This is a genomic window from Citrobacter cronae, assembly GCF_016893685.1.
GTDB classification, from domain to species: Bacteria; Pseudomonadota; Gammaproteobacteria; order Enterobacterales; family Enterobacteriaceae; genus Citrobacter; species Citrobacter werkmanii.
The window spans coordinates 2,889,506-2,889,718 of record NZ_CP069763.1 but is presented as its reverse complement, the minus strand read 5'-3'; the positions used below and the strand labels follow the sequence as shown (position 1 = coordinate 2,889,718).

2 tRNA genes are annotated in these 213 nt (G+C 54.5%); both read right to left on the bottom strand.

The annotated features are described in order from the left end of the window. Positions 1–3 precede the first annotated feature (3 nt). A tRNA-Lys gene (locus JSN25_RS12355) sits at positions 4–79 on the bottom strand. Positions 80–82: 3 nt separating this feature from the next. Continuing rightward, a tRNA-Val gene (locus tag JSN25_RS12350) sits at positions 83–158 on the bottom strand. Positions 159–213: the final 55 nt, after the last annotated feature.

Genomic DNA, 213 nt, shown 5'->3' with positions numbered 1-213 from the left:
AGTTGGTGGGGCGTGCAGGATTCGAACCTGCGACCAATTGATTAAAAGTCAACTGCTCTACCAACTGAGCTAACGCCCCGAGTGGTGGGTGATGACGGGATCGAACCGCCGACCCCCTCCTTGTAAGGGAGGTGCTCTCCCAGCTGAGCTAATCACCCGATACTACGCTGGATACTACTTACTAACTGAGTTAGTGGTGGGTCGTGCAGGATG